At 59.8% G+C, this 14215-nt stretch carries 12 protein-coding genes and 5 tRNA genes; 14 read left to right on the top strand and 3 right to left on the bottom strand.

Going from position 1 to position 14215, the window contains the following annotated elements; genetic code table 11:
- Positions 1–8 precede the first annotated feature (8 nt).
- A complete protein-coding gene (locus BN1137_RS12560; protein ID WP_050718929.1) occupies positions 9–1649 on the bottom strand; it encodes a diguanylate cyclase domain-containing protein in 1641 nt (546 codons plus the stop codon).
- Positions 1650–1744: 95 nt separating this feature from the next.
- Positions 1745–2617: a 4-hydroxy-tetrahydrodipicolinate synthase gene (dapA, locus tag BN1137_RS12555; RefSeq protein ID WP_050718928.1), complete on the bottom strand. Its 873-nt coding sequence runs from the start codon at positions 2615–2617 to the stop codon at positions 1745–1747.
- Positions 2618–2895: 278 nt separating this feature from the next.
- Between dapA and rsmC the strand changes: the two genes are divergently transcribed.
- The 9 genes from rsmC to BN1137_RS12510 all read left to right on the top strand — a co-directional run bounded on the left by rsmC (position 2896) and on the right by BN1137_RS12510 (position 7857).
- On the top strand, positions 2896–3924 hold the full coding sequence (gene rsmC, locus BN1137_RS12550) for a 16S rRNA (guanine(1207)-N(2))-methyltransferase RsmC (RefSeq protein ID WP_050718927.1): 1029 nt from the start codon (positions 2896–2898) through the stop codon (positions 3922–3924).
- 140 nt (positions 3925–4064) lie between these two features.
- Positions 4065–5282, top strand: coding sequence for a glucose-1-phosphate adenylyltransferase (glgC, locus tag BN1137_RS12545; RefSeq protein ID WP_050718926.1), 1218 nt, complete (start codon positions 4065–4067; stop codon positions 5280–5282).
- The gene (gene glgA, locus BN1137_RS12540; RefSeq protein ID WP_050718925.1) at positions 5272–6738 is read left to right on the top strand and encodes a glycogen synthase GlgA; all 1467 of its coding nucleotides are present in this window, start codon (positions 5272–5274) and stop codon (positions 6736–6738) included. The genes glgC and glgA overlap by 11 nt, the downstream gene beginning before the upstream one ends.
- Before the next feature lie 111 nt (positions 6739–6849).
- Positions 6850–6935 (top strand) — tRNA-Leu (locus tag BN1137_RS12535).
- A gap of 51 nt (positions 6936–6986) precedes the next feature.
- Positions 6987–7072: transfer RNA gene (locus BN1137_RS12530), tRNA-Leu, on the top strand.
- Between the two features lie 44 nt (positions 7073–7116).
- Positions 7117–7202, top strand: a tRNA-Leu gene (locus BN1137_RS12525).
- A 45-nt stretch (positions 7203–7247) separates the two neighbouring features.
- A tRNA-Leu gene (locus BN1137_RS12520) sits at positions 7248–7333 on the top strand.
- Between the two features lie 69 nt (positions 7334–7402).
- Positions 7403–7488: transfer RNA gene (locus BN1137_RS12515), tRNA-Leu, on the top strand.
- 102 nt (positions 7489–7590) lie between these two features.
- Complete coding sequence (locus BN1137_RS12510) at positions 7591–7857, top strand: late competence development ComFB family protein (protein WP_050718924.1); 267 nt, start codon at positions 7591–7593, stop codon at positions 7855–7857.
- A 14-nt stretch (positions 7858–7871) separates the two neighbouring features.
- Here the strand turns inward: BN1137_RS12510 and BN1137_RS12505 are convergent, their stop codons facing one another.
- Complete coding sequence (locus BN1137_RS12505) at positions 7872–8081, bottom strand: hypothetical protein (protein WP_050718923.1); 210 nt, start codon at positions 8079–8081, stop codon at positions 7872–7874.
- 300 nt (positions 8082–8381) lie between these two features.
- Between BN1137_RS12505 and nhaC the strand changes: the two genes are divergently transcribed.
- The 5 genes from nhaC (at position 8382) to BN1137_RS12480 (ending at position 14209) form a co-directional block, all read left to right on the top strand.
- Positions 8382–9791, top strand: coding sequence for a Na+/H+ antiporter NhaC (nhaC, locus tag BN1137_RS12500; RefSeq protein WP_050718922.1), 1410 nt, complete (start codon positions 8382–8384; stop codon positions 9789–9791).
- 96 nt (positions 9792–9887) lie between these two features.
- The gene (locus BN1137_RS12495; RefSeq protein ID WP_050718921.1) at positions 9888–10814 is read left to right on the top strand and encodes a LysR family transcriptional regulator; all 927 of its coding nucleotides are present in this window, start codon (positions 9888–9890) and stop codon (positions 10812–10814) included.
- 184 nt (positions 10815–10998) lie between these two features.
- Complete coding sequence (locus BN1137_RS12490) at positions 10999–12144, top strand: ABC transporter substrate-binding protein (RefSeq protein ID WP_050718920.1); 1146 nt, start codon at positions 10999–11001, stop codon at positions 12142–12144.
- Between the two features lie 86 nt (positions 12145–12230).
- Positions 12231–13244 (top strand): ABC transporter ATP-binding protein, encoded by a 1014-nt coding sequence (locus BN1137_RS12485; protein WP_050718919.1) that lies wholly within the window; start codon positions 12231–12233, stop codon positions 13242–13244.
- Positions 13241–14209: an ABC transporter permease gene (locus tag BN1137_RS12480; protein WP_050718918.1), complete on the top strand. Its 969-nt coding sequence runs from the start codon at positions 13241–13243 to the stop codon at positions 14207–14209. Before BN1137_RS12485 ends, BN1137_RS12480 begins: the two co-directional genes overlap by 4 nt.
- Positions 14210–14215: the final 6 nt, after the last annotated feature.

Raw genomic sequence — 14215 nt, 5'->3', positions numbered from 1 at the left:
CCCCGGGTTCAGCGATATGCCAGGGAGCAGGCCCGCCCCTGTGACTTGGCAAGATAGAGCGCCTGATCCGCCTGCTCGGTCAGTGTCTGCCAGCTCTTGTCCGAGGAAGGGATGAGATAACTAAAACCAATGCTGACCGTGAGCATCGCCGCCACCCGAGAGGCCGGGTGTGCGATCTGCAGCTGCTCGAGCCCCTGGTGGATCTGCGAGGCCAAGCGCTCCGCCTCTCCCGGCTGGGGCGCACACAGCAGGATCACAAACTCCTCACCACCATAACGGGCCACCAGATTGGTCCGGCGTCGCTCCGTCTCCTGCAGCAGCGCTGCCACCCGTTGCAGGCATTGATCTCCCTTGCCGTGGCCGAAGCGATCGTTGTAGGACTTGAACTCGTCCACATCGATCATCAGCACCGCCAACACCCCCTGATGGCGACGGGCTCGTTCCCACTCCCGCTCCATGGTGATATCCCACTGGCGGCGGTTGGCGATCCCGGTCAGGGGATCCTCCAGCGACAGCAGGGAGAGCCGCCGGTTGGCCTCCTCCAGCTCCCGGTTGGAATCGGCCAGTTGTCGGGTCCGCTCCTGTACCCTCTGCTCCAACTCCCGGTTGAAACGCTCTAGTGTGGCCTGGGTACGCTGGCGGATCAGCAGTTGGGAGAGCACGGCGGCGTACTGCTTGAAGATCTCGCTCTGATACGTCTTGAGCGGGCGACGCCAGAGCAGGTTGTCGGCCGCAATCCAGCCGATCGGGGTAGCCCCGTCCCACAGGGACACCATGGCATTCCAGCCGCGCCCAACCTCCTGCTTCTCGTAATAGAGCGGGGCATCTTCCAGCACCAGTACATAATCCTTGCGCCGTAGCGCCTCCTGCACCGTGGGGTGATCCGGGATGGGGCTGATAAAATGACGCTCGTCGACCAGCTCACCCGCCTCGTTGGTGCCCCAGGTGCCCTGCATGGTCTTGCAGTCGCTGTCGATCAGGAAGATGGCGATGCGATCGAATTGCAGCTCCTTACGGGCAAGGGCCACCGCATCGTGCAACAGACTGTCTTCGTTGTCGCAGCGAGACAGCTTGACCCCCACCTGATGCAACGCCTGCAACATGCAGAGGAAGGCATCCTGCAGAGCCTGACTGCGAACGAGATCGGCCTGGGTGTGGAGCCGTTGATCCCGCTCCAGACTGACCTGGCCGGCGAGCCGTCGGCTCTCCAGCTCGGCGGCGAGGTAGTGCATCAGCAGCTGGATGCTCTGCTGCTGGCGCGTTGGCAGGCGATCGATGCGACGTCGGGTCTCCAGATAGACCACGGCTTCCAATCCCTGATGACGCTTGAGTGGGAAGCTGGCACGCAGCCGTGGGGTTTCCGGCTCGACGTTGTCCCAGAGCGCGTGGGGCGGCGCTATTTGCTCCACCAGTAACTGGCCGAGATCGAGGGAACGTTCGATGAAGAGGAGGGGGAGATCGAGGGCAACGAGATCGTCGATGTCAAGGCAGAGCAATCCCAGCTCTGGCCGGTAACAGTAGAGCTGGGGCGTTGGCGCCCGCAGCCACAGATAGATCTGCTCGGCTTCGGTCTTTTCTCTGACCGCCGCCAGCGTCACTTCGCAGAGGTGTTCAAAACTGGTGAAGTGCTCCGGATCCCATTCCTGCATGCCCGCTCATCCTTGGTTGTATCCAAGCGAGTATATCGGCAAAGCCGGATCAGTAACTGACTCAACACTCAAAAGCGCGATCCAGAGCCCAGTTTTTACAACAAATTCAACGCCTGCATGGCATTGCGGATCCGCTCACGGGTCGCTTCCGACAGCGGCATCACCGGCAGACGACACTCCTCGCTGCACAAGCCGAGCAGGGAGACTGCGTATTTGGCGCCGGCCGGGCTAGGTTCGGCGAACATGGCCTGGTGCAGCGGGATCAGCTTGTCTTGCAACTCGCGGGCAGCCTGCCACTCGCCAGCCAGGGTCAGATTCTGCACCTCGGCCACCAGCTTGGGGGCCACGTTGGCCGTCACCGAGATGCAGCCCTGGCCTCCACCGATGTTGTAGGCAACCGCGGTGGCATCCTCGCCCGAGAGCCAGGCAAACGGCTTCTTGATCAGCTGACGTTCGGTCCAGGGGCGGGCCAGATCGCCGGTGGCATCCTTCACACCCACGATTCGCGGCAGCTCGGCCAGGCGGGCCAGAGTCGCCGGCTGCACATCGACGATGGCACGCGGCGGAATGTTGTAGACGATGATCGGTTTGCTGGTGGCGTCATGCACCGCCTTGAAATGATGGAACAATCCCTCCTGGCTGGGGCGATTGTAGTAACCCGCCACGTGCAGGGTGGCATCCGCCCCCATCTGCTCGGCGTAACGGGTGTACTCGATCGCCTCGACCGGATTGTTGGAGCCGGCGCCGGCGATGACGGGAACACGTCCCGCCACCTGCTTGATCACCAACTCCACCACCCGGCAATGCTCATCGTGAGTCAGGGTCGGGCTCTCCCCCGTGGTACCGACCGGCACTATGCCGTGCGTCCCCTGCTCTATGTGCCACTCCACCAGACGGACCAGCGCGGCCTCATCCAGCTGGCCCTGCCGAAATGGGGTGATCAGAGCAACTATCGAACCTTGAAACATGGGATTTCCTTCTCCTAAACACTGGTAAAAGACCAATAAAAAGCCCCGGTACGGGGGTCGCTACCGGGGCTGAATCGTCTCAGGGATGAGAGGTTACGCGCGCACGTCAGCAGGCCCATGGTTCGGGCTTTGTTTATGCTTTCGTTTCGATACGCGCTGCCGCATTGCATCATCTCTGGGTAAATAAGGTGTCTTGGCATATTTCGGTAACACGGCATAAATGTCAAGGCGAAAGCGGCCATGTATAATGGCCGCCCAAAATTGCGTGGAGAGACACAATGAGCCGTCCTATCAGTGCCGTCAGCCAGATGCTGGAACGTAACCAAGCCCTCTTTGTCGGCAAGCGGCTATTGATCTGCGGCGCCCTGGAGGATGACTACCCGCGCCAGCTGGCCGAACTGACCGATAGTCTGACGGTCTTCACCACCGATTATTGCTACTACCGCGGTCAGCAAGCTGCTCTGGGCAACAACATCCTGTTCGACCACCAGCTCGGGGGCGCCCCTCGCTTCGATGCCCTGTTGTTGCTGATGCCCAAGGCCAAGGCCGAGGCACAATATCTGCTGGCGATGATGACGCCCCTGCTGGAGGCGGGCGCCGATCTGCTGCTGGCCGGTGAAAACCGGGGTGGCATCAATGGTGCGGACAAGCTGCTGGCCCCTTATGGCGAGAAACCGATCAAACGGGATTCGGCGCGCCGTTGCTCCCTCTATCACGGCGAGCTCAGCAAGCCGGTCGCGCCGTTCGAGCTGGATGCCTGGTTCAGCCGCTATGAGTGCCGGGCCGGAGAGACAGATCTGACCGTCATGGCGCTGCCCGGGGTATTCAGTGCCGACGGGCTGGATCTCGGTAGCCAGATGCTGCTGGCCACTGTGCCCTCCATGAGCGGCCGTCTGCTCGATTTCGGCTGCGGCGCCGGCGTCATCGGCTCTGTCCTGGCCAAGCGCAACCCGGAGCTGACCGTCAACATGGTGGACATCAGCGCACTGGCACTCGAATCCAGCCGCCGTACCCTAGCCGTCAACAGTTTGAAGGGGCAGGTGTATGCCTCTGATGTGTATTCCAATATTGCCGAAAAATTCCAACATATTGTCTCGAATCCGCCCTTCCATGCCGGCCTCAAAACCTTCTATGCCGCCACCGAAACCTTCCTGGCCGAGGCCCCCGGATACCTCTCTGCCAACGGCGACCTGACCATAGTCGCCAATGCCTTCCTGCGATACCAGCCTATACTGGATACTCACTTCAAACGGACCGAAGTGATCGGTAGCGATGCCAAATTCAAGGTCTATCTGAGCAAAGTGTAAATAAGTCTAACTGTTGTAATAAAACAAGTAGAGAGTGCCAGACGGGATCTGATAAGGTACCAGGAAAACGATTTACACCCCTTAAGGGGTGTTTTTTCGCAGCGGACTGAAAACCTTTTCAAGCAGGGAGAGAGATACAAATGGCAGGCATATTGACCATGATTCTGGCCGGGGGCGAAGGTACTCGCCTCCAGCCATTGACCACCACCCGCAGCAAGCCTTCGGTCCCCTTTGGCGGCAGCTATCGCTTGATCGACTTCGTCCTCAACAACTTCGTCAACGCCGACTTCCTGCGCATCTACGTGCTCACCCAATTCAAGTCCCAGTCCCTCTATCTGCACATGAAGAAGGGCTGGAACATCGTTGGTATCACCGATCGTTTCATCGACCCCATCCCGGCCCAGATGCGGATGGGCAAGCGCTGGTATGACGGCACCGCCGACGCCATCTACCAGAATCTGCGCTTCATCGAAACCTCGGATCCCGAGCATGTCTGCATCTTCGGCTCAGACCACATCTACAAGATGGATGTGAGCCAGATGGTCTCCTTCCACAAGCAGAAGGCGGCCGCCATGACGGTCGCCGCGCTGCGCATGCCCATCGAGGAGGCGAGCGCCTTCGGGGTGATCGAAGTGGATCAGGAAGGACGGATGATTGGCTTTGAGGAAAAACCCAAGCATCCCAAGCACATCCCGGGGGATCCCACCCAGGCTCTGGTCTCCATGGGCAACTACATCTTCGAGACCGAGACGCTGTACCGCGAGTTGAAACGGGATGCCGCCGAGGAGAACTCCAGCCACGATTTCGGCAAGGACATCATCCCTAGCCTCTACCCGCGCACCCCTGTCTATGTCTACGACTACAGCAGCAACGTGATCCCGGGCGAGAAACCCAACGTCTACTGGCGTGACGTGGGTACGCTGGATTCCTATTGGCAGGCGCACATGGACCTGGTCGCCGACGATGCGCCCTTCTCGCTCTACAACCGCAAGTGGCCGCTGCACACCCACTACCCGCCGCTGCCGCCAGCCACCTTCATCGACACCGACGAGTGCAAAGTCAAGATAGCCAACTCCTTGATCTCCGGCGGATGTTTCATCCAGGGCAGCCAGATCCAGCGTTCCATCCTGGGCTTTAGCTGCAACATAGGCGCCTGCAGCCACATCAGTGAATCCGTGCTGTTGGGGGATGTGAAGATAGGTGAGGGCTGCTCAATTCGGCGTGCCATCATCGATAAAAATGTTGAAATTGCACCCGGCACCGTGATCGGTGAAAATCTGGACCATGACAGAGAGAGGTTTACCGTATCCGAAGGCGGTATCGTCGTGGTACCTAAGGGAGCAAGAGTTGGCTATTAACCCACTGAAAATCCTGTTTGTTGCCTCGGAGGTTGAGGGGCTGGTGAAGACCGGGGGTCTGGCGGATGTGGCCAGAGCCCTGCCACTGTATCTGGCCCGGCAGAGCCACGATGTTCGCATCATCCTGCCCTTCTATAAGACACTCAAGCGCCGGGACGAGGCCAAGCTCATCGCCTCGCGCTGGCTGCCCACTCCGCCGGACAGAGCCGATATCAGCTATCGCATCTATCAGCTGGAGCTGGACGGGATCTGCGTCTACCTGCTCGATTGCCCGCAATATTTTGAGCGGTCCCAGCTCTATGCCGAGCACAATCAGGCCTATCCCGACAATGGTGAGCGTTTCGCCTTCCTGGCCGCGGCCGCCCTGCATGCCTGCGAGCAGCTCAACTTTGCGCCCGACATTGCCCACTGCAATGACTGGCACACCGGCCTGTTGCCGCTACTGCTCAAGACCCGGCATGCCCAGAATCCCTTCTTCCAACGCACCCGATCGGTGATCAGCATCCACAATGCGGCGTTTCAGGGGATATTCGATCGCCAGCAGTTCTGGGCCGTGCCCGAGATAGCGGACTACGAGCAGCGCATCAACTACGACTACGGCCACGTCAACCTGCTCAAATGCGGGGTGCTCTATGCCGACAAGATCAATGCAGTCAGCCCCAACTATGCCAACGAGCTGCTCACTCACCTGGGCGCCCACGGTATGGCCAGCGTGTTCCAGCAACGGGCAAACGATCTGTGCGGCATCCTCAACGGCTGCGACTATCAGGACTGGGATCCCGCATCCGATGCCCTGCTGCCCGCCACCTATGACGTTGACCAGCTGGCCGGCAAGCGGGTCTGCAAACAGACGTTGCAACAGGAAGTAGGACTTTCTGCTGAAAATTTGCCAATTTATGGCATGGTATGTCGCCTGACAGAACAGAAAGGGGTGCACCTGCTGATCCCGACCCTGGACAAATTCCTGCAGCACCAGGTGCAGATGGTTATCGTCGGCTCAGGCGATCCTTCCCTCGCCGCCCAGTTGCAGGCCATCGCCCAACAGCACCCGGACAAGTTCGCCTTCATCAACGCCTATGACGACCGGCTGGCTCACCTGGTAGAGGCTGGCGCCGACTTCTTCCTGATGCCTTCGCTGTTCGAGCCCTGCGGGCTCAACCAGATGTACAGCCTCGCCTATGGCACCCTGCCGCTGGTGCGGGCCGTCGGCGGCCTGAAGGACACTGTGGTGGACTGGGCTGCCGACCCGGCGCTGGCCACCGGTTTTTGCTTCAACGATCCCACCGCCAGCACCCTGCTCGATGCCATGCGCCGCAGCCTGCTCCACTATCTGCAAGATCCTGACCGCTTCGCTCAGGTACAACGCAATGCCATGCATACCCGCTTCAACTGGGCTGATTCTGTGATCCAGTACGAGCAGATGTATCGGGATGCGCTGGCCCCGGTTCGACGCTGATTTGCTGAAGTTTTGTGCCCTTAGCGCGGCTTTATCCGTCAACAGCGAAAAAAGTCCCCTTTGGCTGTTGACGCCCCCCCAAAACTCTATAAAATCCCCGACCGCAGTGATGCGAAGGTGGCGGAATTGGTAGACGCGCTAGCTTCAGGTGTTAGTGTCCCACGGATGTGAGGGTTCGAGTCCCTCTCTTCGCACCATACTGCAACATGCTCCATCGATGGCATGTAAAACAAGATTGATGACAATGTGCGAAGGTGGCGGAATTGGTAGACGCGCTAGCTTCAGGTGTTAGTGTCCCACGGATGTGAGGGTTCGAGTCCCTCTCTTCGCACCATGCTTTATCAGACAGCATGTAAATCCAGACTGATGACCCAATGTGCGAAGGTGGCGGAATTGGTAGACGCGCTAGCTTCAGGTGTTAGTGTCCCACGGATGTGAGGGTTCGAGTCCCTCTCTTCGCACCATGCTTTTATCAGACAGCATGTAAATCCAGACTGATAACCCGATGTGCGAAGGTGGCGGAATTGGTAGACGCGCTAGCTTCAGGTGTTAGTGCCCCCCGGGTGTGAGGGTTCGAGTCCCTCTCTTCGCACCATGATTCTGACATGTTAAAACAGAGCAATGCGTCCAACCGCATTTAAAAACTGCTGGAGAAAAACAGTGTGCGAAGGTGGCGGAATTGGTAGACGCGCTAGCTTCAGGTGTTAGTGTCCCACGGATGTGAGGGTTCGAGTCCCTCTCTTCGCACCATCTATTCTGCAAAAGGCCCATAACGCAAGTTATGGGCCTTTTGTTTTTTCTGTCTGCGCGGCTATGCTGTTGATACTTCAACATCATGGACGAGGGCTATCGATGATCCTGGATACCGATATTCACAACTTCTATGAACATCTGGTGCTCAAAGAGATAGAAAAACAGGGTCTTGACCAGACCTTGACCTCTCACCAGCTAGCCGATCTCTGCTGCCTCACCCTGAATCAGCTCCCCAGCCACTACATCCGTCACAGCGTCGACATGATCTACTTCACGAGTGATGCCCAGCGCACCGAGATGGAGCAGAAGGTGATCGAGGCATTGAGCCAAGCCCACGACAAGATTCAGGCAATCCCTTACCGCTGACGGCTACCCGGCAGCTACAGCCAGCTGTGCTGCCAGAGCAAGGCGACCACCCCCGTCATGCCTGCGACGGGCAGCAGGATCAACACCGGCCTCAGCTTGGGCTCCAGCATGACCCAGGCGGCCAGCAGAAAACTCAGGCTCCAGATGCCATACGCCTTGTCCTGACCCCAGCCCAGCACCGCCAGCAACCCCACCAGCAGCAAGCCTCGCACTATCCAGATCATGGTGAATATCCTTATCGCACACTTTGATAATAATTATCATTTGTATTTTAGAAGTATGCAATCGGACTTTCCTATGGGTCTTGCCCATTTCGCCGGTATCGACCCGACATAAAAAAACGGTTACGAGATCAACTAATTGGTGGGTTTTTCAATCAATAATGCATTTTTGCTAAATACGTTGGGATTTTAAGCCCTGAGTTTGTGGTAGATTGCGGCCTCTTTTTGGGTTGCCCCTCGGGATACCAGTATCCACAGGACGAGAGGGAGCGACCTTGGCGAGCAAGAGTTTAGGAAGTATCTATGCAAAACCAGCACAACCACATTCGACTACCCAGCATGCCACAGGTGTTTGCCTGCTTGGCCATTTTCCTGGCCCTGGCCTTCTCCTTCACCAGCCTGCTCGACTTGCCCATCCAGCTGGCACTGTTCATCGCCTGGTTCGTTATCATGGGGCTCGGCATCAAGCTCGGCCATGATTATAAATCCCTGGAGCAGGCCGCCGTCGACGGCGTCGCCAAAGGGATGGGGGCCATCCTGATACTGGTTTCCGTCGGTGCCCTGGTCGGCACCTGGATCGCCGGCGGCATAGTGCCCAGCATCATCTACTTCGGCCTCAAGGTGATACACCCGTCCATCTTCCTGCTGGCGACCCTGATCATCTGCTCCCTCACCTCACTGGCCACCGGCACCTCCTGGGGCTCCGCCGCCACCGCCGGTATCGCCATGATGGGCATAGGCCACAGTCTGGGGGTACCCGCACCGCTGGTGGCGGGCGCCGTGCTCTCCGGCGTCTATTTCGGTGACAAACTCTCCCCTCTCTCCGATTCCGTGGTACTGGCATCCACCATGTCCAACGTCGACGTGGTGGAGCACATCAAGGGCATGCTGCCCATCAGCCTGTTCTCCTACGTCATCACGGCGGCCCTGTTCACTGTGGTCGGCATGCAATACTCCGGCAATGTCAGCCTGGAACAGGTCAATCTGGTAATGGAGGCGCTCGACAAGCAGTTCAACATCACCCCGCTGGCCATAGTGCCCGTAGTGCTGGTGCTGGGCCTGCTGGCCAACCGCGAGCCTGCCTTCCCGGTGATCAGCTTCGGCGCCCTGCTGGGCCTTGTCTGGGCCATCGCCTTCCAGGACATGGATCCGATAAAAGCCATGCACTCCGCCTACAGCCCCTTCCCCATCGTCTCCGGGGTCGATTTCATCGACAACATCCTGGGCCGCGGCGGCATGGAGTCCATGCTGGGGTCGGTGGCCGTCATCATCTTCGGCTTGGGCTTTGGTGGCTTGCTGGAGAAGGTCGGCATCCTGGCGGTGATCGCCAACGCCTTCGAGAAGCGTATCAACAGCGCCGGCAGCCTGACCACCCACACCATAGGCACCGCCTTCCTGGCCAATGTGTTCGGCTCGGCCATGTATGTGTCGCTGATCCTGACACCCAAGATCATGGCCAAAAACTACGACCGGCTGGGACTGGCACGCAAGAACCTCTCCCGCAACGCCGAGTTCGGCGGCACCCTCACCTGCGGCATGGTGCCCTGGAGCGACAACGGCATCTTCATGGCCGGGGTGCTGGGGGTCGCGACCCTCGACTACCTGCCCTACATGTGGCTCAGCTTCACCTGCATCATTGTGACCATCACCCTCGCCTATCTGGGCAAGGGGGTGAACCGGCTGCCGGTAATTGCGGCGGCCAGCTCCCGCTAATCATTCAAAAACAATGACAAAGGCGCCTGCGGGCGCCTTTCGTTTGGATGCGGTTCGCGGTTAAGCTGATTGCCAACCCAGTGGCAGGATGCCCAGATGAACTTCACCTTTCGCCAGATCCGCTATTTCGTGGCCGTGGCAGACAGTTTCTCGGTGAGTCGCGCCGCCGCCGAACTGCATATCTCCCAGTCGGCCGTCACCAGCGCCATCCGCGAGCTGGAGACCGAACTTGGCGCCGCCCTGTTCGAGCGCAACCCGCGCGGCGTCAGCCTCACCGCCCAGGGCCACCAATTCCTGCTCCATGCCAGACGCATCCTCGGCGCCATGACCGAGGCGGGCCAATCCCTCAAGGCGGTGGCACAGCAGGATCAGGGTCAACTCACCGTAGGCGTGACCACGCTAGTAGCTGGCTATTACCTGTCGGAGGCGCTAGGCCGCTTCAGACGCACCTTCCCGGCGGTGCGCATAGAAGTAAAAGAGGACGAGCAGCCGTTCCTCGAGCACCAGATAGTCAATGGCGAAGTGGATGTGGGGATCCTGATGACCAACCGCACCATCCGCCAGGAGGCGTTCGATACCGAACTGCTGACCCGCTCACCGCTGCGGCTCTGGCTCGCCGCCAATCATCCCCTCTGCGCCGAATCGACCCTCTCACTCAAGGCCCTCGCCGAGGAGCCCATGATCTCCCTCACCGCCGATCAGCTGGATCAGATCATCGGCTCGGGCCTGCGCCGTTACGGCATCTCACCCCGCATCGTGCTGCGCACCGCCTCGGTGGAAGCGGTGCGCAGCCTGGTGGCCAGCCAGCTCGGGGCCGCCCTGCTGCCAGACTTCGCCTATCGCCCCTGGTCACTGGAGCAGGAACGGGTCGAGGCCCGCACCATCAAGGAACCTATTCCCGCTATCGACATCGGCCTGGTGTGGCGCCGCGGCTCGCGCCTGAGCTGGACCGCCCGTGAGTTCATCGACATAGTGCGGGATCAGAGCCGGTTGCGGGCCCGTCAACCCGCCTCTCGCGCATAACGAGCCCCCGACACCTGACTGAAAATCAGATTCATCTGCACTCGATATCGATTTAGCTGATACCTCTGCGGTTAAAAATTGAAATTTTCATTACTGCCCGCCTCTCCTACGCTCATGAATAGTTAACAGGATGTTAATGCCATGGCGACATCGCCATGGTTCAAGATCATGCAAGGAGAGCAAGATGAAACTGACCCCACTGACCCTGGCCCTGATCCCGGCCCTGCTGGCAGGCCAGACGCAAGCCGCCCCCACCGAGCTCGGCAAGGGCGAAGGCCAACTCAATATCGTGGCCTGGGCCGGCTATGTGGAACGCGGCGAGACCGATAAAAGCTACGACTGGGTGACTGGCTTCGAGCAAGAGACCGGCTGCAAGGTCAGCGTCAAGACCGCTGCCACCTCGGACGAGATGGTGGCGCTGATGAACGAAGGGGGCTTCGATCTGGTGACCGCCTCCGGCGACGCCAGCCTGCGCCTCATCGCGGGCGGCAAGGTCCAGGCGCTCAACCTGGCACTGATCCCAAGCTACAGCAAGATAGATCCCCGCCTGCAAAATGCCCTCTGGCACACGGTCGATGGCAAGCACTACGGCGTGCCCTACCAGTGGGGCGGCAACATCCTGATGTACAACACCAAAACCTTCCCCAAGGCGCCCGATTCCTGGAGTGTGGTGTTTGAGGAGCAGACCCTGCCGGACGGCAAGTCCAACAAGGGGCGGGTGCAGGCCTTCGACGGTCCCATCCACATCGCCGATGCCGCCCTCTATCTGATGAGCCACCAGCCGGCGCTTGGCATCAAGGATCCTTACGAGCTGAACGAGGATCAGTACAAGGCCTCCCTCGAGCTGCTGCGCAAGCAGCGTCAGCTGGTGGGACGCTACTGGCACGACGCCTCCGTCCAGATCGATGACTTCAAGAATGAAGGAGTAGTGGCCTCCGACTCCTGGCCCTATCAGGCCAATGCCCTGATCGCCGACAAGCAACCCATCGCCACCACTGTGCCCAAGGAGGGAGTCACCGGCTGGGCCGACACCAGCATGGTACACAGCGAGGCCAAGAACCTGACCTGCGCCTACAAGTGGCTTGAGCACTCCCTCAACAACAAGCTGCAGGGGGATCTCGCCTCCTGGTTTGGCTCGGTACCGGTGGTGCCCGCCGCCTGCGAGGGCAATGCCCTGCTGGGGAAAGAGGGCTGCAAGACCAACGGCATCGACAACTTCAACAGAGTTCACTTCTGGCGCACGCCTGTGTCCCAGTGCAAGAGCCAGGGAACCTGCGTGCCCTACTATCGCTGGGTGTCGGACTATATCGCCATCCTGGGCGGTCGCTGATCCAGCCGCTGCTATGTCGCAGCGACGAAGCCATTTCGTGATGGGCCGGGTGGAGACCCGGCCCGGTTAGATGACAAGGACGTACCATGACAGCAGTACAATTTGACCGGGTCAGTCGCCACTACGGCGAGGTGAAAGCGGTCGAGGACATCTCCTTCCAGATCCCGTCCGGTGAATTCTTTACCCTCTTGGGCCCGAGCGGTTCCGGCAAGACCACCTGTTTGCGCATGATCGCGGGCTTCGAATATCCGAGCATGGGGGAGATCCGGTTGTTCGGTGAGCCCTGCTCCCGAGTGCCACCCTACGATCGCAATCTCAACACCGTGTTTCAGGACTATGCCCTGTTCCCGAACATGGATGTGCGCGACAACATCGGCTATGGCCTGATGATCAGAGGGGTGCCCAAGCAGGATCGTTATCGCAAGGTGGACGAGATGCTGGAGCTGGTACGCCTGCCAGGCGTCGGCAATCGCAAACCGGGCCAGCTCTCCGGCGGCCAGCGTCAGCGTATCGCCATCGCCCGCGCCCTCATCAACCAGCCGCGTATTCTGTTGCTGGACGAGCCGCTCGGCGCGCTGGATCTCAAGCTGCGCGAACAGATGCAGCTAGAACTGAAAGCATTGCAGCGTCAGCTTGGCATTACCTTCATCTTCGTCACCCACGATCAGCAAGAAGCGCTCTCCATGAGCGACCGTATCTGCATCTTCAATCAGGGCAAGATAGAGCAGATCGCCGCACCAGATGAAGTCTACGATGCCCCCGCCACCTCCTTCGTCGCCCGCTTCGTTGGCACCGTCAACCTGTTCGAAGGGGAGCAGGCCAGGCGGTTGTGCGGTGACGGCCGGCAGATGATGGTACGTCCGGAGCGGATCCGGCTCGCTGATGCCGGCAACCCAGGTTGGTCGGGCGAGGTTCGTGAGGTGGAATATCTGGGCGCCTTCGTGCGCTACCGGGTCGACTTGGGGGAGCGGCTCGAGCTCATCGTCAATCATCCCAACGAAGGTCAGGCCCGTCTGGCTCGTGGCACTCAAGTCAGTCTCAGCTGGCCGGAGCAGGCCATCCACCGCCTGAGCACCACCGAACCGGAAGCTCAGTCATGAGCCTCCCTCACAGTGCGAGTATTGCCATGAGCCACACCTCCCCAGCGACCCGACCCAATCCATTGCGACGCCTGTCTACCCTGCTCTACGGCCGCCCCGGCCTGTTGCTCGGGATCCTGCTCGGCCCGCCCCTGCTCTGGCTCGGCATCATCTATGTGGGCTCCTTGCTGATGCTGCTCTCCAATGCGTTCTTCGGGTTGGACGAGTTCAGCGGACAGGTACGCCATGAGCTGGGACTGCAGAACTTCATCGCCCTGCTGCGGGCGGAAAACCTGGATGTCATCGCTCGAACCGTTGGCATGTCGCTACTGGTGACCCTGGCCTGCGCCCTGCTCGGCTTTCCCATCGCCTACTACATGGCGCGCTACACCAGCGGCAAGACCCGGGCCCTGTTCTATCTCGGCATCATGCTGCCGCTCTGGTCCAGCTATCTGGTACGGGTCTATGCCTGGAAGCTGATCCTGGCCAAGGAGGGCGTCATCAGCTGGCTGGCGCACGGACTGGGGCTGGACTGGCTGTTGGAGGGCATTCTCTCTCTGCCACTGATCGGCGGCCCCTCCCTGTCGTTCTCCCGGCTCGGCACCTTCATCGTGTTCGTCTACGTCTGGCTGCCCTTCATGATCCTGCCCATACAGGCGGCGGTGGAGCGGATCCCGCGCTCCCTGCTGGAGGCGAGCAGCGATCTCGGCGCCAGCCCGGCCCAGACCTTTCGCACTCTGATCCTGCCCTTGGCACTGCCTGGGGTTGCGGCGGGCTCCATCTTTACCTTCTCCCTGACCCTGGGGGATTACATCATCCCCGGCATCATAGGCAACTCGACTCTGTATATCGGGCAGGTGGTCTATCTACAGCAGGGCACGGCGGGCAATGTGCCCTTTGCCGCCGCCTTCTCGTTGGTCCCTATCCTGATCATAGCCATCTATCTCACCATCGCCAAACGACTGGGGGCTTTCGATGCGCTTTGATACCCA

Origin of the sequence: Aeromonas tecta, assembly GCF_000820185.1 — a bacterium.
In the GTDB taxonomy this organism is placed as follows: domain Bacteria; phylum Pseudomonadota; class Gammaproteobacteria; order Enterobacterales; family Aeromonadaceae; genus Aeromonas; species Aeromonas tecta.
Note: the sequence above shows the minus strand (reverse complement) of the source record. Positions and strands in the feature narration are given on the sequence as shown.